The 22027-nt window shown below is 65.5% G+C and carries 24 protein-coding genes; 17 read left to right on the top strand and 7 right to left on the bottom strand.

Annotation, left to right across the window (positions count from 1 at the left end; all coding sequences use genetic code 11):
* Nucleotides 1-182: 182 nt before the first annotated feature.
* From IB243_RS08820 to IB243_RS08805, 4 genes are all read left to right on the top strand, one after another.
* Nucleotides 183-401 carry a CsbD family protein gene (locus IB243_RS08820; protein ID WP_010467098.1) on the top strand — a complete coding sequence of 73 codons (219 nt, stop codon included), beginning with the start codon at nucleotides 183-185 and terminating at the stop codon, nucleotides 399-401.
* Nucleotides 402-524: 123 nt separating this feature from the next.
* Nucleotides 525-1106 carry a hypothetical protein gene (locus tag IB243_RS08815; protein ID WP_192426396.1) on the top strand — a complete coding sequence of 194 codons (582 nt, stop codon included), beginning with the start codon at nucleotides 525-527 and terminating at the stop codon, nucleotides 1104-1106.
* A gap of 198 nt (nucleotides 1107-1304) precedes the next feature.
* Complete coding sequence (locus IB243_RS08810) at nucleotides 1305-1820, top strand: hemerythrin domain-containing protein (RefSeq protein WP_192426395.1); 516 nt, start codon at nucleotides 1305-1307, stop codon at nucleotides 1818-1820.
* Between the two features lie 170 nt (nucleotides 1821-1990).
* Nucleotides 1991-3037, top strand: a complete 1047-nt coding sequence (locus tag IB243_RS08805) for a sensor domain-containing diguanylate cyclase (protein ID WP_192426394.1) — start codon at nucleotides 1991-1993, stop codon at nucleotides 3035-3037.
* Between the two features lie 101 nt (nucleotides 3038-3138).
* Here IB243_RS08805 and IB243_RS08800 read toward each other — a convergent pair whose 3' ends face one another.
* Both IB243_RS08800 and creD read right to left on the bottom strand, forming a co-directional pair.
* A complete protein-coding gene (locus IB243_RS08800; RefSeq protein ID WP_225584858.1) occupies nucleotides 3139-3459 on the bottom strand; it encodes a hypothetical protein in 321 nt (106 codons plus the stop codon).
* Nucleotides 3456-4904, bottom strand: coding sequence for a cell envelope integrity protein CreD (gene creD, locus IB243_RS08795; protein WP_192426393.1), 1449 nt, complete (start codon nucleotides 4902-4904; stop codon nucleotides 3456-3458). Before creD ends, IB243_RS08800 begins: the two co-directional genes overlap by 4 nt.
* Before the next feature lie 85 nt (nucleotides 4905-4989).
* Between creD and IB243_RS08790 the strand changes: the two genes are divergently transcribed.
* Nucleotides 4990-5460 (top strand): phosphopantetheine adenylyltransferase, encoded by a 471-nt coding sequence (locus IB243_RS08790; protein ID WP_225584857.1) that lies wholly within the window; start codon nucleotides 4990-4992, stop codon nucleotides 5458-5460.
* Here the strand turns inward: IB243_RS08790 and creC are convergent.
* The 3 genes from creC to IB243_RS08775 all read right to left on the bottom strand — a co-directional run bounded on the left by creC (nucleotide 5457) and on the right by IB243_RS08775 (nucleotide 8507).
* A complete protein-coding gene (gene creC, locus IB243_RS08785) occupies nucleotides 5457-6935 on the bottom strand; it encodes a two-component system sensor histidine kinase CreC (RefSeq protein ID WP_192426392.1) in 1479 nt (492 codons plus the stop codon). The two genes, IB243_RS08790 and creC, sit on opposite strands and share 4 nt — an antisense overlap.
* 145 nt (nucleotides 6936-7080) lie before the next feature.
* Complete coding sequence (locus tag IB243_RS08780; protein ID WP_010467108.1) at nucleotides 7081-7773, bottom strand: winged helix-turn-helix domain-containing protein; 693 nt, start codon at nucleotides 7771-7773, stop codon at nucleotides 7081-7083.
* A gap of 98 nt (nucleotides 7774-7871) precedes the next feature.
* A complete protein-coding gene (locus tag IB243_RS08775) occupies nucleotides 7872-8507 on the bottom strand; it encodes a MarC family protein (RefSeq protein ID WP_010467109.1) in 636 nt (211 codons plus the stop codon).
* 218 nt (nucleotides 8508-8725) lie between these two features.
* Here IB243_RS08775 and IB243_RS08770 point away from each other — a divergent pair, with 218 nt between their 5' ends.
* From IB243_RS08770 to IB243_RS08760, 3 genes are all read left to right on the top strand, one after another.
* Nucleotides 8726-9418, top strand: coding sequence for a dienelactone hydrolase family protein (locus IB243_RS08770; RefSeq protein WP_010467112.1), 693 nt, complete (start codon nucleotides 8726-8728; stop codon nucleotides 9416-9418).
* Between the two features lie 233 nt (nucleotides 9419-9651).
* Nucleotides 9652-10503, top strand: a complete 852-nt coding sequence (locus IB243_RS08765; RefSeq protein ID WP_192427364.1) for an amidohydrolase family protein — start codon at nucleotides 9652-9654, stop codon at nucleotides 10501-10503.
* A 135-nt stretch (nucleotides 10504-10638) separates the two neighbouring features.
* Nucleotides 10639-11259 (top strand): chalcone isomerase family protein, encoded by a 621-nt coding sequence (locus tag IB243_RS08760; protein WP_192426391.1) that lies wholly within the window; start codon nucleotides 10639-10641, stop codon nucleotides 11257-11259.
* A gap of 188 nt (nucleotides 11260-11447) precedes the next feature.
* Here the strand turns inward: IB243_RS08760 and IB243_RS08755 are convergent, their stop codons facing one another.
* Both IB243_RS08755 and hemB read right to left on the bottom strand, forming a co-directional pair.
* Nucleotides 11448-12581, bottom strand: coding sequence for a magnesium transporter CorA family protein (locus tag IB243_RS08755; protein ID WP_192426390.1), 1134 nt, complete (start codon nucleotides 12579-12581; stop codon nucleotides 11448-11450).
* Nucleotides 12582-12642: 61 nt separating this feature from the next.
* The gene (gene hemB / locus IB243_RS08750) at nucleotides 12643-13650 is read right to left on the bottom strand and encodes a porphobilinogen synthase (RefSeq protein WP_192426389.1); all 1008 of its coding nucleotides are present in this window, start codon (nucleotides 13648-13650) and stop codon (nucleotides 12643-12645) included.
* Between the two features lie 288 nt (nucleotides 13651-13938).
* Between hemB and IB243_RS08745 the strand changes: the two genes are divergently transcribed.
* From IB243_RS08745 to IB243_RS08705, 9 genes are all read left to right on the top strand, one after another.
* Nucleotides 13939-14367, top strand: a complete 429-nt coding sequence (locus IB243_RS08745) for a CopD family protein (protein WP_010467126.1) — start codon at nucleotides 13939-13941, stop codon at nucleotides 14365-14367.
* Between the two features lie 189 nt (nucleotides 14368-14556).
* A complete protein-coding gene (locus IB243_RS08740; RefSeq protein WP_192426387.1) occupies nucleotides 14557-15654 on the top strand; it encodes a VanZ family protein in 1098 nt (365 codons plus the stop codon).
* Nucleotides 15655-15698: 44 nt separating this feature from the next.
* On the top strand, nucleotides 15699-16058 hold the full coding sequence (locus IB243_RS08735) for a ferredoxin (RefSeq protein ID WP_010467130.1): 360 nt from the start codon (nucleotides 15699-15701) through the stop codon (nucleotides 16056-16058).
* Between the two features lie 98 nt (nucleotides 16059-16156).
* Nucleotides 16157-16810, top strand: coding sequence for an alpha/beta fold hydrolase (locus IB243_RS08730; protein WP_192426385.1), 654 nt, complete (start codon nucleotides 16157-16159; stop codon nucleotides 16808-16810).
* 104 nt (nucleotides 16811-16914) lie between these two features.
* Nucleotides 16915-18084, top strand: a complete 1170-nt coding sequence (locus IB243_RS08725; RefSeq protein ID WP_057228433.1) for a D-alanyl-D-alanine carboxypeptidase family protein — start codon at nucleotides 16915-16917, stop codon at nucleotides 18082-18084.
* 293 nt (nucleotides 18085-18377) lie between these two features.
* Nucleotides 18378-18755: a 30S ribosomal protein S12 gene (rpsL, locus tag IB243_RS08720; protein ID WP_007851137.1), complete on the top strand. Its 378-nt coding sequence runs from the start codon at nucleotides 18378-18380 to the stop codon at nucleotides 18753-18755.
* Between the two features lie 164 nt (nucleotides 18756-18919).
* Nucleotides 18920-19393, top strand: coding sequence for a 30S ribosomal protein S7 (gene rpsG / locus IB243_RS08715; RefSeq protein ID WP_005798541.1), 474 nt, complete (start codon nucleotides 18920-18922; stop codon nucleotides 19391-19393).
* 150 nt (nucleotides 19394-19543) lie between these two features.
* Complete coding sequence (gene fusA / locus IB243_RS08710) at nucleotides 19544-21646, top strand: elongation factor G (RefSeq protein WP_010467140.1); 2103 nt, start codon at nucleotides 19544-19546, stop codon at nucleotides 21644-21646.
* A gap of 221 nt (nucleotides 21647-21867) precedes the next feature.
* A partial coding sequence (locus IB243_RS08705) for a GTP-binding protein (RefSeq protein ID WP_255509277.1) occupies nucleotides 21868-22027 on the top strand: 160 nt, incomplete at its 3' end.

Raw genomic sequence — 22027 nt, 5'->3', positions numbered from 1 at the left:
TGCTGGGCACCCTGCGGCGGCTTGTCCGGCAGCGGTGTAGTCCAGAGGCCGACGTTCGCTGCCACCGGGAGCCTACGCGCGGCGCACTGCAGTGTTTCTACAGTGGGCTCATCGCTGTCCGGCACCGTTTACCGCCATATCGGTGGCATGGCCGCAGCGAGCCACTCTCAAGGATGAAGACCATGAATGAAGACACCGTCAAGGGCAACTGGAAGCAGTTCAAGGGCAAGATGATTGAACAGTGGGGCAAGCTCACGAACGATGACTTCGACGTCATCGACGGCAAGCGCGAGCAGTTCCTGGGCAAGCTGCAAGAGCGCCAGGGCATTGCCCGCGACGCCGCCGAAAAGCAGCTCAAGGAGTGGCAGGACCGCCACCCTGACTTTCGCTTCAACGACTGACCGGGGTCTGGTGCCGGGGCCAGCCCCCTGCGCCTGAGCCGCACGGGCAACCAGCAGGCGGCCGGCGCACCTTCGCACCGGCCTGCTCCCTATCCCCTACCTATCCAATTCGAGGAGAAACCCATGAAATTCGCACGAACTCTGATCGCTTCCGTGGCTGCTGGCCTGCTGGCAACCTCTGCCTTCGCCATGACAGCCCCTGAACACAAGGCCGCCAAGGACCAGATCTCGGCCGCATACAAGGCCGACAAGCAAAAGTGTGATGCCCTGTCGGCCAACGCCAAGGACATCTGTGTGAAGGAAGCCAAGGGCAAGGAAGACGTGGCCAAGGCCGAGCTCGAAGCCCAGTACAAGCCCAGCGCCAAAGCCACCCAGAAGGTCGCCGAAGCGCGTGCTGACGCAGCCTACTCCGTCGCCAAGGAAAAATGCGATGACCTGAAGGGCAATGAAAAGGATGTCTGTGAAAAGGACGCCAAGGCTGCCCATGTGAAGGGCAAGCAAGATGCCAAGGTCGCCGCGGTGCAGGCCAAGCCCGCGGACAATGCTGCCGAAAAGGGCGCTGCCGTGGCCGAGGCCCGCAAGGATGCCAACGCAGAAAAGAACGACGCCAACTACAAGGCCGCCAAGGAGCGCTGCGATGCGCTGTCGGGTGATGCAAAGTCCAAGTGTGTGGACGACATGAAGCGCATGTACGGCAAGAGCTGATCCCCTGTGGACCGCACAGTGGCCGGTACTCCCAGCCGCTGGCAGTCTTAGAAATGCCCCGCCCCGTGCGGGGTATTTTTTGTTGTGGGGTCCGGATGGTGCTGCGCGGTTGGCGCTGAGCTGACCTGCATCAACACGCCCTGGTGGCTGGCGGCCTAAGCTCGTGCCCTGTTTTTGTCTCGCTGCAAAGGGATTCCCATGGCACAACTCGAATGGTCGGACGCGCTGGCCCTGGACCTGCCCCTGATGGACGACACCCACCGCGAATTCGTGGATTTGCTGGCCGCCGTGCACCGGGCCGAGGATGGGCAGTTGCTCTCCGCCTGGCACGCACTGGTGGAGCACACCGACCACCATTTTGCGCAGGAGGACGGCTGGATGGCGTCCACCCGCTTTGCCTCGGGCAACTGCCACAGCATGCAGCACAGGGTGGTGCTGCAGGTCATGCGCGAAGGGGTGGTGCGGGCCGAGCAGGGCGACCTCCAGGTTCTGCGGGTGATGGCCAGCGAGCTGGCGCTGTGGTTTCCGCAGCACGCCCAGAGCATGGACGCTGCGCTGGCCCTGCACCTGTGCCGCGTGGGGTTTGACCCGGTCTCGGGCGTGGTGCATGCGCCGCACGCGCTGCCGGGCGAACTGATCCAGGGTTGTGGTGGATCGACCTGCTCCGATACCTCGGCCGGTGTTGCCGCCGCTGAACCCGCAGCGATGGCCTGAGCTCGTGAACACGTTTTGAGAGCCGGGCGCACAGCGCCGCTGCCTGCCGGTCCGCCCACGCGGCCAGCCATGGCGCGGCGCAAGCGTGCTTTCACCCGTGCGTGGGCTGCGCCGGTGTGGCATGCTGCCAAGTCTCTAGGCAAAGGTGGGCGGCATGACCGCTTTGCTCCATGGCCGAAATCTCTTCCACGGTGGCGCTGTACGACGACGCCGCAAGCCTGCAGGCCCTGCAGCGCTACGGCATTCTCGACACGCCGATGGAGCCTGCCTACGACGAGTTGGCCGAGATTGCGGCCCATGTGTGCGAAGCCCCGGTGGCCCTGGTCAGCCTGCTGGACAGCCACCGCCAGTGGTTCAAGGCATCGGTGGGGCTCCCGCTGCGGGAAACCCCGCTGGACCAGTCCGTGTGCCGCTACGCAGTGCGGCAGCCCGGTGTGTTCATCGTGCCCGACCTCGCGCAGGATGCGCGTTTTGCCCACTTCAGCATCGTGACCCAGGAAAACCCCTTGCGTTTTTATGCCGGGGCGCCTCTGGTCACGCCCGATGGTTATGCCCTGGGCACGCTCTGCGTGCTGGACCACCGGCCGCGCCAGCTGTCCCAGAAAGCGCAGGACATGTTGTCCGCGCTGGCGCGCCAGGTGATCCGCCTGCTGGAGCTCAAGCGCGCCAACGACCGCCAGGGCCAGATGCTGGTGGAGCTGGAAGAAGCGCGCCGCCAGATGGCCGTGCTGGCCCATACCGACGTGCTCACCAGCCTAGCCAACCGCCGCTCGTTCACCGCGCGCCTTGTGCAGGAGCAGGCCCTTTTGCAGCGCGACGGCGAACCCGCCTGCCTGCTGATGATGGACATCGACCACTTCAAGCGTGTCAACGACGTGCACGGCCACCATGTGGGTGACCAGGCCTTGCAGCTTGTGGCCACGCTCTGCCGCGACGTGTTCCGCGCGGCCGATGTGGTGAGCCGATGGGGTGGCGAGGAGTTTCTGGCCCTGTTGCCCGCCACCCGGGTCGACCAGGCCCAGGCGGTGGCGCAGCGCGTGCATGCCGCGCTGGCCGCCCACCCGGTGCCTGGCGTGGAGCCACCGCTGGTGCTGACGGTGAGCATGGGGCTGTCCAACTTTGATCCCCTGCGCCCGCTCGACATTACCCTGCGCGCGCTGGATTCGGCGCTCTACGCCGCCAAGCGTGAAGGCCGCAACCGCACGGTGGTGGTGTAGGGCCCTGTGCAGCGATTTGCTTCCATTTTGATAGCTAATAGCGCTTTTCTCTAAAGCGCTGGAGCCAATTTTCATCAAAATCCCAGCATTGCCTCAGTGTCTCAGTGCCCCGGGCTGCGGGGCAGCAGCAGGGCCGCCATGCACCAGGACAGATCCCGCAGGGCCCGGCGCATGGCGGGTGAATCCTGCACACCCACAGGGCTGGGATCGCTGCGCGGGCAAAACGCGGCCTCCAGCACCTGCTGCTTGGCGCTGACCAGCGCCACCCGGTCTTGTGCCCGCAGGGCGGCCATCAGCTGGTCGCGGTGGCGCTGCACGCGCTCGGCCTCTGCCAGTGTCAAGGTAGGTGGGTGCGCTCCGGCGCCTGCCGCCGGGCCGGCCAGGTGCTGCGCCCAAGACCGGGGCGTGGTGTGTGTTGTCATGCGGCGCTCGCTGGGGGCGTGGTGGGGTGCGCAACGGGTGGGGCCGTGGGGCGGCGTGGCGGGGTGGTGCCCTGCGACAGCCCGTACCAGTTCACCTTGCGGGTCGCCACCATCACGGCCGCCAGCACCAGGAACAGCGCAATCGCACCCACCGCCAGGGCCGTCTGCTCCAGCTGCAGCAGCACGTACAGCAGCCCATACAGCACCGCGATGCCCCCGCCCAGCGGAATGCCTCGCGCCAGGCTGCCCAGCATGTGGCTTGCGTAGTAGGCGAGCAGCAGCACGCAGGCGCTGGCGGCGACGGCGTACGAGATGCCAAACGGCAGGTGCTCCGACAAGCTCACTAGCAGCAGGAAGAAGCTGCACAACGCGCTGCCCACCAGCAGGTACTGCACCGGGTGCACGCGCAGCTTCTTCATCAGCTCGAACAGGCCCACGGCCACGAAGGTCAGGGCAATGAACAGCACGCCGTACTTGGTGGCGCGGTCAGACAGCGAATAGGGGTTCACAGGGTCGATGAAGGCCACGCTGAAGCTGTCGGCGCAGTCGCCGGGGGTGGCTTCGCCGGGCACGTAGTCGCTGCGGTTGCCGTCGTCCGAACCCCCCAGGCAGATGCGCTTGCCGTTGGCGATATCGGCCTGCGCCGTGGTGGCCAGCGACGACAAGCGCCACTGGGCCGAAAAACCGGTCTTCTTGACCTCGCGCTCCGCTGGCAGAAAGCGGCCCCCAAACGAAGGGTGGGGCCAGCCACTGGTCATATGCACTTCGGTGTTGCCGCCCAGCGGCACGAAGGCCAGGCGCTCGGTGCCCACCAGTTCCAGGTCCAGCGTGGCGGTCAGCCCGTCGGCCTTGCCGCGCACCGCTTCAGGCAACACGGCGTGCAGGCCCCGGCTGTAAGTGGGGTGGAAGGTGCCGGGCTTGAGGGCCAATGCATGCGAGTCCATGGTGAACTGCGCGGTGCGGATGCCGCGCGCATCCCCCACGGCCATCATGACGATGGGGGCGCCGCAATGCATGCGCGAGTTTTTCATGCTGCTCTGCGGTACCAGGCTTGCCAGTGACCCCCATTGCGCCGTCACGTGGGCCTTGAGGTTGAAGGTGTTCACCTTGTGCAGCCCGCGCGCACGTTCTTCCATCGCGGCGCCGGTGGTGAGCTTGAGCTGCTCGGGCATGGCGGTCAGCAGGAACTCGCGGCGCTGCTCCACCATGCGGCGCTCGTCGCCCTTGCCGGTCTCTACCTCCCAGCTCTCCACACAGGCGCTGTGGATCATCGGGCCCATCAGCGTCTGCGGCCCGGCCAGGCTTTCGGCCACGCTCTGCGCGGTGATGCTGCGGTAGCGCAGCCGGTCGCGCACCACGTCTTCGATCATGCCGAGGCCAAAGAGCAGCAGCACGGTGATGGCGGCCAGCGCGGCCAGTTTGGTGAACAGGGGGTGTTTGAACAAGAGATCCTCCACAAATGATGTTGTGGGGGCAGTGTTGTGGCCCGGTGTGAGGGCGCTATGAAGTTTGTGAGGCCAGTGTGAAGTCGTGGCTGCCCGTATCGCCATGACCTGCCAGGTCATCGACGGCCGCGCCCCTTGCGCCTACAAACGGCGCATTGCAACGAGGGGTTTCGGCATGCGTCATGTGGTTCCGGTGGTTCTGGTCTTGGTGGCAGTGGTCCATGCCCTGCCGCTGGTGGGCGTGCTGGGGGCGGGCAAGCTGGCGCAGCTGTACGGCACCCCGGTGCAGGATGCAGGCGTGGAGTTGCTGCTGCGGCACCGGGCCGTCCTTTTCGGGCTGCTGGCCGCCTTCATGGGGTATGCCGCCACGCGAGCCGAACTCCATCGGCTGGCCTTGGTGGCGGGGCAGGTGAGCGTGGTGTCTTTTCTGCTGCTGTCGTGGCTGCAGCGGGGCAGCGGCCTCAGCGCTCCACTGGTGATGGTCGTGCGGGTGGATGGGGTGGCGCTGGCCTTGCTGGTGGTGGCCCTGGCTGTGCACCTGCGCCGCTCGCATTAGCTGGCGGGAAACTCCAGTGCCACCCACAGTCCGGGCACTGTGTTGCGCACCACCATCTGTCCCCCGTGCAGCGCCATCACGCGCTTGACGATAGCCAGCCCCAGGCCCGATCCGCTGCGCTCGCCGCCCGGCCGTGCCGTGGTGAAGAAGCGTTCGCCCAGCCGGGGCAGCGCGTAGTCGGGCACGCCCGGGCCACTGTCCCGCACGGCCACGGTGGCGCTGTCCAGTTCCACCTGCACCGTACTGCCTGCGGGCGCAAAGTCGATGGCGTTGTCGAGCAAATTGGTCAGCGCCATGGTCACCAGCTCGGCTTCCCACGGGCCGCTGCGGCCCGCGCCCATCAGGGCCAGGGTGATGCCGCGTTGCGCAGCGCGCGCGCGCGTCTGGCCGATGGCGGCCTCGGCGCAGGCCTGCAGGGCCACGGGCGCGCGGCCCTCGGCGTGGTGGCGCTGCTCCAGTTTGGACAGCTCCAGCAGGCGGTCGATGATGCGCTGCAGGCGCTCGCTTTGCTGCACCACCTGGGTCGCGAATTCGGCGCGGTCGGCGGCGGGCAGGTCGTCCTGCAGCAGCTCGCCCGCGCCGCGGATGGCGGCCACGGGGCTTTTGAGTTCGTGCGTGAGGGCGCGCACATAGCCTTCGATGTAGTCGCGCCCTTCCAGCCGGGCGCGCATGCGGTCCATGGCGCGGGCCAGGTCGCCCAGTTCGCCCGGCACCTCGGGCACGGCCAGCGCCGTGGTGGGCGGGGTGCCGGGATCATGGCGCTCGCCATCGGCCGGGCCTTGCACGCTCAGGGCGTAGTCGCGCAGGCGGCGCACGTTCCACACCATCCACAGCGTCACCGCCACGCCCACGGCTGCCGAGAGGGCCAGCAGCAGCAGCCCGCCCATGAACACCTTTTGCTCGGCGCGGTCGATGAAGCGCTGCACGGTGCGCGTGGGTTTGGCCACGGTCAACACACCGGCGATCTTGCGGCCCTCGGGCGCCTGCACATAGATGGGGGCGGCCACATGCATCACGCCGCTGGTGTCGTCGTCCTCCACATCGCGCGTGGAGCGCGCGCCGTACTCGCCCCGCAGCGTGCGGGCCACATCGCGCCACTGCGAGTAGTCGGCGCCGATGGCGCGGTTTTCGGAGTCGAACAGCACACGCCCCGTGGTGTCGGTCACGTAGATGCGGTAGTCCAGCGACTGCTTGGAAAACCCCCAGATCGCTGCGTCGATGGGCCGCGTGGCATAGCGGCGCACATGCTGCGCAAACGGGCTGTGGCTGCTGTTGTCGGCCCCCGTCGCCAGGCGCCCGGCCGCCAGGTCGTCGCTGGCCAGCTCGGCCAGGATGTTGGCCGTGTCCACCATCATGTCCTCCATCACCTCGCGCACGCTGGGCTTGATCTCGGCCATGAAAACGCGCAGCACGAAGAATGCGGCGATGCCGTTGATCAAAAAGAACGCGAACAGCAGCCGAATCCCCAGGCGCATAGCTAGCCCTTTGCCACGCTCACACGCGCCGAAACAGGCGCGGCGCAAGCCAGCGCCACCGTGGAACCGGCTCCGCCGGGCCACGGGTGGCGTCCCCCTCCGGGGGAAGGCGCGCAGCGACTCAGGGGGGCTTCAGACATCGGCATCACACATCAAGGCAGTAGCCCATGCCACGGTGCGTGCTGATGTAGTCGCGCGCCGGGTCCACCTCGCGCAGCTTGGCGCGCAGGGTCTTGATGTGGGTGTCCACCGTGCGGTCGGTGCTCTCGCTGTCGTCGCCCCAGGCAGCGGCCAGCAGCGCGTCGCGCGAGTGGATGCGGCCTGCGCCGCGCAGCAGGTGGGCCAGCAGGCGGTATTCGCGCCGGGTCAGCGGCAGGGGCTGGCCGCGCAGGCTGATGCGTTGTCCTGCCTCGTCGTCATGGAAGAGCGTGGCGGCCGAAGCGGCGGGTGCTGCCGTGTGGCCGTTGCCCGCCCGGCGCAGCAGCGCCTTCACACGCGCCGCCAGTTCGCGCGGGCTGAAGGGTTTGGTCAGGTAGTCATCGGCGCCCAGCTCCAGGCCCAGCACGCGGTCGATCTCCTCGCCGTGGGCACTGAGCATCAGCACGGGGATGGCTGCGGTCTGCGCAGCATTGCGCACATCGCGCAGCAAATCGAGCCCGCTGCCATCGGGCAGGCCCACGTCCAGCACCAGGAGGTCAAAGCGGTGCGAAAGCATCTGCTGGCGCGCATCGTGCACCAGCAGGCTGTGCGTCACCAGCAGTCCGTCGCGCTCCAGTGCATAGGCCACGGTGCGGGCGATGGCGGGGTCGTCTTCCAGAAGCAAAAGCCGTGCGGACATGTCTCAGTCATCCGTTGTGCTGCGCGCCATCCGCAACGCCTGAAACTGGCACGGCCCAGGCGAGGGACGCCGCCAAAGGCGACTCAGGGGGAAACATGTCACCGAGCAATCAGGATGGGGAAGAGCTTGCCGAGTCCATCGGCCATCACTTCCACCGCCAGCGCCGCCAGGATCAGACCCATCAGCCGGGTCATCACATTGATGCCGGTCTTGCCCAGCACGCGCGCAATCGGGTCGGCCAGGGCGAAACACACGGCGGTGGCCAGGGCGATGACGACGCCGTAGCCCACCAGCGCCAGGGTTTGCCAGATGCCCTGGGCGCGGTCGGCGTAAATCACCACCGTGGACATGCTGGCTGGGCCCGTGAGCAGCGGGATGGTGAGCGGCACCACGGCAATGCTGCTGCCAGCGGCGGCTTTCTCGGCCCCTTCCTCATATTCGTTGGTGCTGGGCTTGGCCTCGGCGGGCTGGGCGTTGAGCATGTTCATCGCGCTGATAAGCAGCAGCATGCCGCCGCCTACCTGGAAGCTCTGCAGCGAGATGTTGAAGAAATCGAGGATCTGCAGGCCCAGCAGCGCGCAGGCTGCAATCACGCAGAACACGCTGAAGCTGGCCACCTGGATGGTGCGGCGCCGCTGCGGGTACGAAAACCCCTGCGTGTAGTGGATGAAGAAGGGGACGATGGCCAGCGGATTCACGATGGCCAGCAGGGTGATGAGGGGTTTGAGATCCATCAATGGCCTCCGGATTCGCCAGGCAGCGACAGGGTGGTGGAGTGTGCGGCGGCCGTGGCGGCGCCAAGGCCTGGGCGGGGGCCCGTGAATAACGCAATCTTGTCCATGAAATGCGGTCTCCTGCAAGAATGCAGCATTGGAACAGGTTCCAGGCATCCCAGTCCCTTTTGCGAGTGCGCTGGGCGCCGTCTTGCAACACCCCTTCAAGGAGCAGCAGCATGGGTCAGTTTGTCGATCTGAAATCAAGCGATGGTTTTACGTTTCCGGCCTGGGTGGCGCAGCCTGATGGGGCGCCCCGTGGCGCCGTGGTGGTGCTGCAGGAGATCTTTGGCGTGAACTCGCACATCCGCGCCGTGGCCGACCGCTTCGCGGCACGTGGCTACCTGGCCGTGGCGCCGTCGACCTTTCACCGCGTCCAGCAGGACGTGGACATGGGCTATTCGGGCGACGACATGAAGGCCGGCATGGCGCTCAAGGCCGCCGTGGAGGCGCTGCCCGCGCCGGGCGTGATGCCCGACATCCAGGCCGCCATTGACCATGCGGCGGCGCAAAGTGGCCGCAAGGTGGGCATCGTGGGCTTTTGCTGGGGCGGCCTGCTGACGTGGCGCGCGGCCTGCCAGCTGCAGGGCCTGTCGGCCGCTGTGCCGTACTACGGTGGCGGCATGACCACGCCCGAGGAGGCAGCGCGCCATCCGCAGGTGCCGGTGCTGGCGCACTTCGGCCAGCGCGACCACTACATCCCGCTGGATGGCGTGCAGGCCTTTGCCCGGGCCCACCCCGACGTCGAAGTGCACATCTATGAAGCCGACCACGGCTTCAACTGCGACCAGCGTGGCAGCTACGACGAGCCCTCGGCGATGACGGCGCGGGACCGCACGCTGGCGTTCTTTGACAAGCATCTGATTGCTTGAGCCCCCCGGAGTCGCCTGCGGCGCCCTCCCCCCGGGGGACGACGCCCTCGCTGCGGGGCGGCCCTTGCTTGGCGTCACTCGCCTGACCGCGCCCTCCGCGGGCGCCGGGTGTCGCGATGACTGCTCAATGTTTGGAGGTTGGCATGGCGAGTACGACGCGTATCCAGGTTTTGAAGCGATTTTTGCTGCTACCGCTTGCCTGTAAATCGCTGACAGCTATTGTTTTGATAGCGTTGGGTTTTCAGGCCCGCGCCGCCGACTACACCGGCCCGCTGTTCGACGCCCACCTGCACTACAACGAGGAAGCCTGGGATGGAAAAACCGGCCCCCATCCGCCCGCCGATGTGCTGGCGCGCATGAAGGCCAGCGGCGTGCGCGCCATCGTGGCCAATTCGCGGCCGAACACCGGCTCGCTCACGCTGGCGGAGTTGCCACAGACGCGCAAGGCAGGCGTCACCGTGGTGCCGTTTGTGCGGCTGTACCGCAACCGTGCGGACTATTCAGGCTGGTTCGCGGACGAGAGCATCTACACCATGGTGCAGGCCGAGCTGGCGCGCGGCACGGCGGCCGGGCCGTACCGGGGCATTGGCGAGTTCCACCTGTACGACAGTGCCAACGCCGATGGCCCGGTGGCCAAAAAGCTCATGGTGCTGGCCGAGGAGCGCGACCTGGTGGTGCTGGCCCATGTGGACGACGCGGCCATCGACCTGCTGATGGCCAATACGCCGTCCCAGGGCCGCAAGCTGCGCTTGATCTGGGCGCACACAGGCATTGGCGGTGCGTCGGTAGAGCGCGTGGATGCACTGATGGGGCGCTACCCCGGGCTGGTGGGCGAGCTGTCGTACCGGCCGGGCCTGGTGTGCGACGACAACCAGCTGTGCCCCGCGTGGCGCGCGCTGCTGCTCAAGTACCCCGCGCGGTTTGTGGTGGGTTCGGACACCTGGGTGAACCAGCGCTGGCAGCACTATGAGGGCCTCATGCAAGGCTACCGGCAGTGGCTCGGCGGTTTGCCCGTCGATGTGGCGCGGCGGATTGCCTGGGACAACGGGGCCGCGCTGTTTGGGGTGCCGGCACCGCGCAGATAGCGGCGCTATGGTGGCCCGGTAGCGGCGCTGACGCCAACACGTCCGTCGCCGCGTGGGGCCAGGCCCTATGATTTCCGGGCGGGAAGGGCGGCCTGGGGGCTCTTGCTTGCCACCCCGCAGTCCGGAAACAAGCCCTTGAAAACCACCACCACCTTTTCTTTCCCCCGTCGCCATCGCCCTGCAGCGCGCGTGGCCTGTTCATGGGCTTTGGCCGCCGCCAGCCTGGGGTTCGTGGCGCCAGCCGGTGCCGCCACCCCGTTCGAACCCGCGCAAACCGTGCAAGGCACGCCGCTGGTGCTGCAGGGCTCGGGCACCCGCTACCGCGCTGTGTTCAAGGTCTATGACATGGCGCTGTACCTGCCGCGCAAGGTCCGCACGGCCGAGGAGGTGCTGGCCACCACGGGCCCCATGCGCCTGCAGTTTGTGGCGCAACGCGACATTCCGGGCACAGACCTGGGGCTGTCGTTCATCAAGGGCCTGTCCAGCAACGCCACGCCGGACCAGATCCGGCGCCATACCCCGTCGAGCAACCGCCTGGTCGAGATATTCTCGGGCCGTGCCAAGCTGGCGTCGGGCGACACCTTTGCGATGGAGTATGTGCCGGGCAAGGGCACCACATTCTTCATCCAGGGCCAGCCGCAGGGCGCGCCGGTGGGCGATGCCGAGTATTTCGGCATGGTGCTGCGCATCTGGCTGGGCCCGTCGCCGGTGGACGCGTCTCTCAAGGAAGCGCTGCTGGCGTCCGGCCCGACCTGAGAGGCTGAGAGTCTTTTATCCATGCCCGCCTTGCACGCCAAAAAGCCCCGGCTCGTCGTTGCAAATGCTCGCCATAGCCCGAGCTATGGCTGTGCTTTGCGCCTAGATCCGAGGCGTTTTCGCGCGCCTTTCGGGCTCGGCTCAAAAACTCTCAGCCTCTGAGCGGGCGCCGGAGAGGCCGCCTGTGCTCAGGTGCCCGTGCGCGCCAGGTAGCGTTTGCGCCAGAACAGGGCCACCAGGGCCAGGGCGATGAAGACCATCGAGCCCAACGCCCACCAGAAGCCGTCGGCCTTGTGGATGAGGGGCAGAAACTCGAAGTTCATGCCGAAGATGCCCGCAATCAGGTTGAGCGGCAGGAACACCGCCGTCAGTGCGGTCAGCGTGCGCATGATGTCGTTGGTGCGGTTGCTCTGCACGCTGAAGTGCATCTGCACGGCGGTTTCGGTGCTTTGCTCCAGCCGGCGCACGTGGTGCACCACACGTTCGATGTGCTCCAGCACATCGCGGCTGCGCACCTTGAGCAGGTCCAGCTCGCGCAGGCCGAGCGGGGTCTCGGGCAGGGCCCAGGTTTCCAGCGCGTCGATCCAGTCCTGCACGGCGGTGCGCTGGTCTTCGCAGATCTCGTCCAGCATGTGCAGCGACAGGCGGGCTTCGAGCAGCGATGTCCAGTTCACGTAGCGTGCGCGGGGCTTGAGCAGTTCGTTTTGCCAGTGGTCGAGCTGGCGCGTGAGTTCGCGGCGCAGGTCCAGGTAGCCATCCACCATCAGGTTGACCACGCGCAGCATCAGGTCGGCCGGGCTGGTGGGCACGCGGGCGCCGGGCACAGGGCTGCTGCGGCCCTCGCTGGGACTGGTGGGCAGCGAGGCCAGCAGGCGTGTTGCATAGGCGTCGCGCACCGCGCAGTCTGCGGGGTGCACGGTCAGCAGCAGCTGGTCGAACACGGCAAAACCCACCGGGCTGGTGTCGATGCGGCGCAGCACAGGCGGGCCGCTGCGTTTGAGCGTTGGGGGCGCACCGGCGCCCGCCGCGCCGGGGGCGTCCGGGGCGTCGCCGTTCAAGGTGGCCAGGCGGCGGAACACCAGCAGGTCGTATTGCGAGGTGTAGTCGTAGTGCGAGGGCAGTTGTGCGTTGAGCAGGTCGGACACGTGCAGGTCCACCAGCTGCAGCCCCACCAGGGTCTGCAGGCTCGCCTGGATCTCGGCCAGCCGAGCCTGGAAGGCCGGGCGCGCGCAGGCGATCCAGACAAAACCCTGGGCGGGCATCTGCGTGGGCAGCTCGGTGAGCTCCTGCACGCCGCCGCTGTGGATGTGAAAAATACGCATGTGCCCCCGGTTTGGCAATAAAAAATGCCTCTAGCGCTTGTCTATAAAGCGCTAATTGCTATTATTTTCGGAGCAAACGCGCAGCATCGCGCGCAAAGTAGGTCAGCACACCATCGGCGCCTGCGCGCTTGAAAGCCAGCAGGCTTTCCATCATCACGGCGTCGTGATCGAGCCAGCCGTTGGCCGCAGCGGCCTTGATCATGGCGTACTCGCCGCTGACCTGGTAGGCGAACGTGGGCACGTGGAACTCGTCCTTCACGCGGCGCACGATGTCCAGGTAGGGCATGCCGGGCTTGACCATCACCATGTCGGCACCTTCGGCGATGTCGATGGCCACCTCGCGCAGGGCCTCGTCGCTGTTGCCGGGGTCCATCTGGTAGACGTTCTTGTCGGCCTTGCCTAGGGCGCCGCGCGTGCCCACGGCGTCGCGGAAGGGGCCGTAGAAGGCGCTCGCGTACTTGGCGCTGTAGGCCATGATGCGGGTGTGGATATGGCCCTGCACCTCCAGCGCCTCGCGGATCGCGCCAATGCGGCCATCCATCATGTCGCTGGGCGCGACGATGTCCACGCCCGCCTCGGCATGCGTGAGTGCCTGGCCGGTGAGGATCTCCACCGTCTCGTCATTGATGATGTAGCCGGTCTCATCCAGCACGCCGTCCTGGCCGTGGCTGGTGTAAGGGTCGAGCGCCACATCGGTCATCACGCCCAGGGCGGGGAATTCCTTCTTGAGCGCCCGCACCACGCGCGGGATCAGGCCGTCGGGGTTCAGCGCCTCCTTGCCGTTGGGCGTCTTGAGCGACGGGTCAATCGCCGGGAACAGCGCCAGCACCGGAATGCCCAGCTTCACGCAGTCCTCGGCCACCGCCAGCAGCAGATCCAGGCTCAGGCGGTCCACGCCGGGCATGGAGGTCACGGCCTCGCTGCGGCCTTGGCCCTCGTGCACGAACACGGGGTAGATCAGGTCGTGTGGCGTGACGGCGTTTTCGCGCACCAGGTTGCGGGTAAACGCATCGCGGCGCAGGCGGCGCGGGCGGTTCTGGGGGAAGGGGGCAGGGCTTTGGAGATGCATCGCGAGATTATGAATCCCCTGTGGCGCTGCCTGCCTTCCGCCGAAGGGGCTTCGGCATGGCTGAGCGCCAGTTGGCAAACGCCGGTGCCGTGCATTGAAAATGCCGCTTGTAACACCCCTTGCCCGGTGCTAAATTGGCGCCGGGCGGCTTGCCGCCCCCCGCTTTCCCTCCCTGAGCGGGGCCTCGGGTTGCAGCGATGCAAAACAGGCTTTCCCGGCCCGGCGGATTTGCCGGGCTTTTTTTTGGCGCGGCCCTGGGCGGCCTGCACGGGCCCTTAAACTGCCTCCATGCTCTGGGTCAAAGCCTTTCACATCGTCTTCGTGGCCAGCTGGTTTGCTGGCCTTTTCTACCTGCCGCGCATCTTCGTCAACCTGGCGATGGTGGCGCCGGGCTCGGCCGCCGAGCGTGACCGCCTGCTGCTCATGGCCAGGAAGCTTCTGCGCTTTACCACGCTGCTGGCTGTGCCTGCGCTGGCGCTGGGCGCGTGGCTGTGGATGGGCTATGGCATCGGCCGGGGCCCTGGCAATGGCTGGATGCACGCCAAGCTGGCGGTGGTGCTGCTGGTGATCGGCTACCACCACGCCTGCGGCGTGCTGCTGCGCAAGCTGGCCAACGGCACCAGCCGCAGGAGCCATGCGTGGTTCCGCTGGTTCAACGAGGTGCCCGTGGTGCTGCTGCTGGTTGCGGTGGTGCTGGTGGTGGTCAAGCCGTTCTGACATGGAACGCCCCCTGAGGCGCTGTGCGCCTTCCCCCCGCTCTCGCCGCGCTGCGCACTGCGGGCAGGGGGGACGACGCCCTCGCTGCGGGGCGGCCCTTGCTTGGCGTCCTGCGCTTGTGCTGCGCCCGTTGCATGCGCTGCGGGCCGCAGTGCGCACTGAACAACCCATAGCCTGAAAGCGGTGTCGGTGCCCAAGACCTCCGCCTGGCCCCTGGCGCTGATCTACACGGCGCTTATCGTCTTTGCCAGTCTGTTTCCGTTTGACGGCTGGCGCGCCCAGGGCATTGACCCCCTGGTGTTCCTGTTGGCACCGTTGCCCCCGCCGTACTGGACGGGCTTTGACATCGCCACCAATGTCGTGGGTTATGCGCCGCTGGGTTTTTTGCTGGTGCTGGCCATGTTGCGCTCGGGCTGGGGGCGTGGCGCCGTGCTGCTGGCCGCGCTGGTGGGCATGCTGCTGTCGCTGGCCATGGAGTTCCTGCAGATCTACCTGCCCCGGCGCGTGCCCTCCAATCTGGACTTGCTGCTCAACGCGGCGGGCACCCTGGCGGGGGCGCTGAGCGCCGCGCTGCTGGAGCGTCTGGGCGCCATCGACCGCTGGAGCGATTTCAGAGGGCGCTGGTTTGTGCAGGACGCAAGCGGCGCCATCGTGCTGCTGGCCCTGTGGCCCCTGGCGCTGCTGTTCCCGGCGGCCGTGCCGTTCGGGCTGGGGCAGGTGCTGGAACGGCTGGAGGCAGCGCTCATCGAGGTGCTGGAAGACACTCCTTTTCTGGACTGGCTGCCGCTGCGCGAGGCCGTGTTCGACCCCCTTTCCCCCAGCGGAGAGCTGCTGTGCGTGACGCTGGGCCTGCTGGCCCCGTGCCTGCTGGGCTACTGCGTGATCCGCTCCGTGGGCCGGCGCGCGCTGTTTGCCCTGGGTGTCGTCGCCGTGGGGGTCACGCTCACTGCGCTGTCGGCGGCCCTGAGCTGGGGCCCCGTGCATGCCTGGGAATGGATGGGCCTGCCCACACGTGTGGGCGTGTGGGGCGCGCTGGCGCTGGCGGTGCTGCTGCTGGCCCTGCCCCGGCGCGCCTGCGCCGCCGTGCTGCTGGTGGCCCTGGTCTGGCATCTGGCGCTGCTCAACCAGGCGCCCACCAGCGCCTATTTTGCGCAGACGCTGCAGATCTGGGAGCAGGGCCGGTTCATCCGCTTTTACGGCCTGGGCCAGTGGCTGGGGTGGCTGTGGCCCTATGCCACGCTGCTTTATGTGCTGCTGCGTGTGTCGAGGAGAGAGGGCGCTCCCTGAGCCGCCTTCCCCTCTCTCGCGGCGTGGGTTCGTAAAATGCAGGGATGAGCGACACCACCCCCGCACCGGCCGCAGCGCCCGGCTACTACCAGCGCCACATCTTCTTCTGCCTGAACGAACGCACCAACGGTGAGGACAGCTGCGCCCACCACAACGCCCAGGCGGGTTTCGACCGCTGCAAGGCCCAGGTCAAGGCGGCAGGCCTGGCGGGGGCCGGCAAGGTGCGCGTGAACAAGGCCGGTTGCCTGGACCGGTGCGCGGCTGGCCCTGTCGCGGTGGTCTACCCCGAGGGCACCTGGTACACCTATGTGGATACCGCCGACATCGACGAGATCGTCGAATCGCACCTCAAGAACGGCCAGGTGGTGGAGCGCCTGGTCACGCCGGCGGAACTTGGCCGCTGAATGCGCCTCCATCCGTCTCGTCGATCCATTTTTGAATGATTTTGGCTGCTAGCGCTTATCTATCAAGCGCAAGCAGCTATCAATTTGGTAGTAAATCCGTGAATGCCCAGACCGAACGCCTGACCCTGTCCGGCCCCGCAGGCGCCATCGAGGCCGTGCGTGACGCTGCCACGCTGGCTGATGGTGCTGCTGCGCCCCGTGGCGTGGCCATCATTGCGCACCCCCACCCGCTGTTTGGCGGCACCATGGACAACAAGGTCGTGCAGACGCTGGCGCGCGCCTTTGTGCAATGTGGCTGGACGGCCGTGCGCTTCAATTTCCGCGGTGTGGGTGGCACCGAAGGTGTACACGACGAAGGCCAGGGCGAGTTGCAGGACCTGCTGGCCGTGGTGGAGCAGGTGGCGCCCGCCGCCGCAGGCCAGCGCATTGCGCTGGCGGGATTCTCGTTTGGCGCGTTTGTCACCAGCCACGCGCTGGCCACCCTCTGGCCGCAGGGCCGCGTAGACCACGCAGTGCTGGTGGGCACGGCCGCCAGCCGTTTCACCGTTGCCCCCGTGCCGCCCGACGCGCATCTGCGCACCCTGGTTGTGCACGGCGAGCACGACGACACCGTGCCGCTGGCCGCCGTGATGGACTGGGCGCGGCCCCAGATACTGCCTGTCACAGTCATTCCCGCAGGGGGACATTTCTTTCACGGACAATTGCCGCTTTTGAAAAATCTGGTGGTGCGCCACCTGCAATCGAGGAGCTGAGCGCCCCGGTCCATGCCGGTTCGCCGGCCGCTCGCGCCGTGCGCAGGGCCCGTCCCCTCCCTCTCTTCCTCCCTTTTTTGAGCCTCTCCAGCCCCTTATTGCCCATGAAACGAATCTTGTCCGCGCTGCGATCCCTGGCCGTCTTTGCTGCCGTGGCGCCAGCCGCCTTCGGAGCCCTTGCCCAGGCGCCCCAGCCCCCTGAAATTGCTGCGCGCACGTATCTGCTGGTGGACGTCACGGCCAATCAGGTGCTGGCAGCCAAGGACATCGACGCCCCCGTGGAGCAGGCCTCGCTGACTAAGCTCATGACGGGCTACCTGGTGTTCGACGCCCTGCGCGCCAAGAAAATCGCGCTGGACCAGAAGCTGCCCGTGAGCGTGCGCGCCTGGAAGATGCCCGGTTCGCGCATGTTCATCGACCCCAAGATGCAAGTCCCCGTGGAAGACCTCATCAAGGGCATGATCGTCCAGTCGGGCAACGACGCGACCATGGCCCTGGCCGAAGGCGTGGGCGGCACGGCCGAGAACTTCGTCAAGCTCATGAACGACCAGGCCCAGGCCCTGGGCATGAAAGGCACGAGCTACAAGAACCCCGAAGGCCTGACCGAACCCGGCCACACCACCACGGCGCGCGACCTCTCCGTGCTGGCCGTGCGCCTGATGAAGGACTTCCCGGAGTACATGCACTACTACTCCACCAAGCAGTACAGCTACCCGGGCACCCCCGCGTCGAACGGCAGCAACCGCAACTCGCTGCTGTTCCGCGACCCGACGGTGGATGGCCTCAAGACCGGCCACACTGCGGCCGCCGGCTACTGCCTGGTGGCCACGTCCAAGCGTGAGTTCCCGGGCGTGGGCCAGCGCCGCCTGTTGTCCATCGTGCTCGGCGCCGCCAGCGAAAACGCGCGCGCGAACGAAAGCCAGAAGCTGCTGAACTGGGGCTATACCGCGTTTGAAGCCGTCAAGCTGTTCGACGCCGGCAAACCCGTGGCCACGCCCGCCGTCTGGAAGGGCACGGAAAACACCCTCAAGATCGGGCGCGAGGATGCCATCGTGGTGGCGGTGCCTGCGGGCAGCGCCGGCAAGATCACCACCCAGATCGCGCGCCCTGATCCGCTGGTCGCTCCATTCACCAAGGGCCAGTCCGTGGGCACCCTGAAGGTGGTCCTGGGCGAGCAGGCTCTGGCCGAAGTGCCCCTGGTGGCGCTGGAAGGTGTGGAGCAGGCGGGCATCCTGGGGCGTGCCTGGGACGCGATCCGGCTTTGGATTAAATAGGGTGCAACCCCCTGAGGCGCTTTCGCGCCTTCACCCCTCCTCTCGAATGGCTGCACCATTCGGGAAGGGGGACGCAGCCAGTGCGGCGGGGCGGCCCTTGCACGGCTGCCCTCACATTTGCCGCGCGCTTTCGACGGCCGTCGGCAATGGCAGGTTCAGGCCATCCGTGTGGCGTGGTTTTTTGAGAAAGCCGCTGCGGCTTGCCTCTTTACACCCTTGCTGCTACATTAGAAGGCTTTTCGGAAATTCCGAAGGGTTTCACGTTTTCGTTTTTTACGTTTAGGGACGTATTCATGCCAACCATCAATCAACTAGTCCGTCAGGGGCGCGAGGTCGAAAAGATCAAGTCCAAGAGCCCTGCGATGGAAAACTCTCCCCAGCGCCGCGGTGTGTGCACACGTGTGTACACCACGACGCCTAAGAAGCCTAACTCCGCTCTGCGGAAGGTCGCCAAGGTTCGCCTGACCAACGGTTTCGAAGTCATTTCCTACATCGGCGGCGAAGGCCACAACCTGCAAGAACACAGCGTCGTGCTGGTTCGCGGCGGTCGTGTCAAGGACTTGCCCGGTGTGCGTTACCACATCGTGCGCGGTTCGCTCGATTTGCAAGGCGTGAAAGACCGCAAGCAATCGCGCTCCAAGTACGGTGCCAAGAAGCCAAAGGCCAAATAAGCCCTGGCGGTTGTGTCTCCATCGGTGTTTGATTCGCCAGGCAGGCGCAGTCAAACGAAGTGACCCCAAGCGCGGTGTGTTCCGTGTGGGTCGAGTAAGTGGGGTTCTGAATGAATCTCGCGGTGTCTGAAAAGATGCCAACTGAAGCAATATGAGGTGAAAAAATGCCACGTCGTCGCGAAGTCCCCAAACGTGAAATCCTGCCGGATCCTAAGTTCGGCAATGTAGAGCTGTCCAAATTCATGAACGTGATCATGGAAGGCGGCAAGAAAGCTGTTGCAGAGCGCATCATTTACGGTGCCCTGGAACTGATCGAGAAGAAGCACCCTGACAAGGACCCGCTGGAAGCCTTCACCGTTGCCATCAACAACGTGAAGCCCATGGTCGAAGTGAAGTCCCGCCGTGTGGGCGGTGCCAACTACCAGGTGCCCGTGGAAGTGCGTCCTGTCCGTCGTCTGGCCCTGTCCATGCGCTGGATTAAGGAAGCGGCCCGCAAGCGTGGCGAGAAGTCGATGGCCCAACGCCTGGCCAACGAGCTGCTCGAAGCGACCGAAGGCCGTGGTGGTGCCATGAAGAAGCGTGACGAAGTTCACCGCATGGCCGAAGCCAACAAGGCATTCAGCCACTTCCGCTTCTAAATCGACGCATCGCTTCGTCGTCAAGCGCAAGGCTGCCGGCATTTTTGCCTGCAGCCTTGTGGCGATTGAGGCGGTCACAAAATTGACGGGCTGCAGCGCCACAATGGCGGCCCCGTCCCCCGAATAACACGACCCATCCAAGGATCCACCATGGCTCGCAAGACTCCCATCGAGCGCTACCGCAATATCGGTATCTCGGCCCACATTGACGCTGGCAAGACCACGACCACCGAACGTATCCTGTTCTACACGGGCGTGAGCCATAAGATTGGTGAAGTGCACGATGGCGCTGCCACCATGGACTGGATGGAGCAAGAGCAAGAGCGCGGCATCACGATCACCTCGGCTGCCACGACCTGCTTCTGGAAGGGTATGGACAACTCCTACCCTGAGCACCGTTTCAACATCATCGACACCCCCGGCCACGTGGACTTCACGATTGAAGTGGAGCGTTCCATGCGCGTGCTCGACGGCGCCTGCATGGTGTACTGCGCCGTGGGCGGCGTGCAGCCCCAGTCGGAAACCGTCTGGCGCCAAGCCAACAAATACAAGGTGCCACGTCTGGCATTCGTGAACAAGATGGACCGTACGGGTGCCAACTTCTTCAAGGTCTATGACCAGATGAAGCTGCGCCTGAAGGCCAACCCCGTGCCCGTGGTGATCCCGATTGGCGCGGAAGACAAGTTCACCGGCGTGGTCGATCTGCTGAAGATGAAGGCCATCATCTGGGACGAAGCATCCCAGGGCATGAAGTTCAGCTACGAAGAAATTCCTGCTGAGCTGCTCGAATCGGCCAAGGAATGGCGCGAAAAGATGGTGGAAGCTGCTGCTGAAGCCTCTGAAGAGCTGATGAACAAGTACCTCGAAGAGGGTGACCTCTCCGAAGACGAGATCAAGTTCGGTCTGCGTACCCGCACCATCGCCACGGAAATCCACCCGATGCTGTGCGGCACTGCGTTCAAGAACAAGGGTGTGCAGCGCATGCTGGACGCCGTCATCGACTACCTGCCAGCACCCACGGACATCGCGGATGTGACGGGTACGGATGAAGACGAAAACCCCGTGACCCGCAAGGCGGACGACGGCGAAAAGTTCTCGGCACTGGCGTTCAAGCTGATGACCGACCCGTTCGTGGGTCAGCTGACCTTCGTGCGCGTGTACTCGGGCGTGCTGACCAAGGGCGACACCGTCTACAACCCCATCAAGGGCAAGAAGGAGCGCATTGGCCGTATCGTGCAGATGCACGCGAATGAGCGCCAGGAAGTCGAAGAAATTCGCGCTGGCGACATCGCTGCCTGCGTGGGCCTGAAGGACGTGACGACTGGCGAAACACTGAGCGACATCGACTCCCAGATCATTCTGGAGCGCATGGTGTTCCCTGAGCCTGTGATCACGCAGGCTGTGGAGCCCAAGACCAAGGCCGACCAAGAAAAGATGGGCATCGCCCTGCAACGCCTGGCCGCTGAAGATCCATCCTTCCGCGTGAAGACCGATGAAGAATCGGGCCAGACGCTGATCGCCGGTATGGGCGAGCTGCATCTGGAAATCATCGTCGATCGCATGAAGCGTGAATTCGGCGTGGAAGCCAACGTGGGCAAGCCCCAGGTCGCCTACCGCGAAACCATCCGCAAGACGGTGGAAGAAGCCGAAGGCAAGTTCGTGCGCCAGTCTGGCGGTAAGGGCCAGTACGGTCATGTCGTGCTCAAGATCGAACCCAACGAAGCCGGCAAGGGCATCGAGTTCGTCGACGCGATCAAGGGTGGTGTGGTTCCTCGTGAATTCATCCCCGCGGTCGAAAAGGGCATCAACGAAGCCGTCACGCAAGGCGTGCTGGCTGGCTACCCCGTGGTGGACGTCAAGGTCACGCTGCACTTCGGTTCGTACCACGATGTGGACTCGAACGAACTGGCGTTCAAGATGGCTGCCATCTTCGGCTTCAAGGAAGGCTGCCGCAAGGCTGGCCCGGTCATTCTGGAACCCATGATGGCCGTGGAAGTGGAAACGCCTGAAGACTACGCCGGCAACGTGATGGGCGACCTGTCCTCGCGCCGCGGCATGGTGCAAGGCATGGAAGACATTCCTGGCGGTGGCAAGGCCATCCGCGCCGAAGTGCCTCTGTCGGAAATGTTCGGCTACTCGACCACGCTGCGTTCCGCAACGCAAGGTCGCGCCACGTACTCGATGGAATTCAAGCACTACAGCGAAGCGCCTCGCAACGTGTCGGAAGCCATCATGGCTGCACGCGCCAAGTGATGTGCTTTGGATGAAGGCCTGCCCTGGCAGGCCTTCATCCTTGATTTTTGATTAAAAATAGCCGTTGGCGCTTGCCTGTCAAGCACAAATAGCTATTAAAACAGTAGCAATATTCTTGCAATCTGCGACCCGGTGCCGTCCTGTTGCCCTGTGCGGGACGAACCAGCAATCGGGTGCAGACGTTAAACCCCAACACAGGCATTGCTCTTTGGAGATTCAAAATGGCAAAAGGTAAATTCGAACGGACCAAGCCCCACGTCAACGTGGGCACGATCGGCCACGTGGACCACGGCAAGACCACGCTGACGGCAGCGATTGCTACCGTGCTGTCCTCCAAGTTCGGCGGCGAAGCCAAGGCATACGACCAGATCGATGCAGCGC

This window comes from Acidovorax sp. ACV01, from assembly GCF_014851495.1.
GTDB classification, from domain to species: Bacteria; Pseudomonadota; Gammaproteobacteria; order Burkholderiales; family Burkholderiaceae_C; genus Acidovorax; species Acidovorax radicis.
The sequence above is the reverse complement of the archived record's forward strand: the minus strand, read 5'-3'. Positions and strand labels throughout refer to the sequence as shown.

What these genes read in the sequence shown, in the direction of transcription:
- IB243_RS08820 (WP_010467098.1), top strand. Translation starts at nt 183, where the DNA reads ATGAATGAAGACACCGTCAAGGGCAACTGGAAGCAGTTCAAGGGCAAG.
- IB243_RS08815 (WP_192426396.1), top strand. Translation starts at nt 525, where the DNA reads ATGAAATTCGCACGAACTCTGATCGCTTCCGTGGCTGCTGGCCTGCTG.
- IB243_RS08810 (WP_192426395.1), top strand. Translation starts at nt 1,305, where the DNA reads ATGGCACAACTCGAATGGTCGGACGCGCTGGCCCTGGACCTGCCCCTG.
- IB243_RS08805 (WP_192426394.1), top strand. Translation starts at nt 1,991, where the DNA reads ATGGCCGAAATCTCTTCCACGGTGGCGCTGTACGACGACGCCGCAAGC.
- IB243_RS08800 (WP_225584858.1), bottom strand. Translation starts at nt 3,459, where the DNA reads ATGACAACACACACCACGCCCCGGTCTTGGGCGCAGCACCTGGCCGGC.
- creC (WP_192426392.1), bottom strand. Translation starts at nt 6,935, where the DNA reads ATGCGCCTGGGGATTCGGCTGCTGTTCGCGTTCTTTTTGATCAACGGC.
- IB243_RS08780 (WP_010467108.1), bottom strand. Translation starts at nt 7,773, where the DNA reads ATGTCCGCACGGCTTTTGCTTCTGGAAGACGACCCCGCCATCGCCCGC.
- IB243_RS08775 (WP_010467109.1), bottom strand. Translation starts at nt 8,507, where the DNA reads ATGGATCTCAAACCCCTCATCACCCTGCTGGCCATCGTGAATCCGCTG.
- IB243_RS08770 (WP_010467112.1), top strand. Translation starts at nt 8,726, where the DNA reads ATGGGTCAGTTTGTCGATCTGAAATCAAGCGATGGTTTTACGTTTCCG.
- IB243_RS08755 (WP_192426390.1), bottom strand. Translation starts at nt 12,581, where the DNA reads ATGCGTATTTTTCACATCCACAGCGGCGGCGTGCAGGAGCTCACCGAG.
- hemB (WP_192426389.1), bottom strand. Translation starts at nt 13,650, where the DNA reads ATGCATCTCCAAAGCCCTGCCCCCTTCCCCCAGAACCGCCCGCGCCGC.
- IB243_RS08745 (WP_010467126.1), top strand. Translation starts at nt 13,939, where the DNA reads ATGCTCTGGGTCAAAGCCTTTCACATCGTCTTCGTGGCCAGCTGGTTT.
- IB243_RS08735 (WP_010467130.1), top strand. Translation starts at nt 15,699, where the DNA reads ATGAGCGACACCACCCCCGCACCGGCCGCAGCGCCCGGCTACTACCAG.
- IB243_RS08725 (WP_057228433.1), top strand. Translation starts at nt 16,915, where the DNA reads ATGAAACGAATCTTGTCCGCGCTGCGATCCCTGGCCGTCTTTGCTGCC.
- rpsL (WP_007851137.1), top strand. Translation starts at nt 18,378, where the DNA reads ATGCCAACCATCAATCAACTAGTCCGTCAGGGGCGCGAGGTCGAAAAG.
- rpsG (WP_005798541.1), top strand. Translation starts at nt 18,920, where the DNA reads ATGCCACGTCGTCGCGAAGTCCCCAAACGTGAAATCCTGCCGGATCCT.
- fusA (WP_010467140.1), top strand. Translation starts at nt 19,544, where the DNA reads ATGGCTCGCAAGACTCCCATCGAGCGCTACCGCAATATCGGTATCTCG.